Origin of the sequence: Psychrobacter sp. CAL346-MNA-CIBAN-0220, assembly GCF_040309805.1 — a bacterium.
Classification (GTDB): Bacteria; Pseudomonadota; Gammaproteobacteria; order Pseudomonadales; family Moraxellaceae; genus Psychrobacter.
Window position 1 is genome coordinate 1 of sequence record NZ_JBEOPF010000660.1, and the last position, 241, is coordinate 241.

Annotated in this window: 1 protein-coding gene; it reads right to left on the minus strand. The window is 34.9% G+C overall.

Features of this window, described 5'->3' with window-relative positions; all coding sequences use genetic code 11:
- Positions 1 to 241 (minus strand): hypothetical protein (locus tag AAEY88_RS15220; protein WP_350563736.1); only part of this gene is annotated, 241 nt, incomplete at both ends.

Consider the following 241-nt stretch of genomic DNA (forward strand, 5'->3'; position numbering starts at 1 on the left):
TTTCAAGCGTCACGCCAAAGTAATCTAGCGTCAGTTGATTCGCATAAACATATTTGCATTGAGTGTCTTTTAAATAAATATAAGCATCAACTTGATCAAGGATAAGCTCATAGGTATCTAACATCATCTTTTTAGTTTGCTGCTGACGGTATCGGTTTAAGTTCACAAACAGCAACAAAGCGATAGCTAACAATAAAATGAAAATTAATAATCCAACGATTTCAAGCGACATGAGCATTCC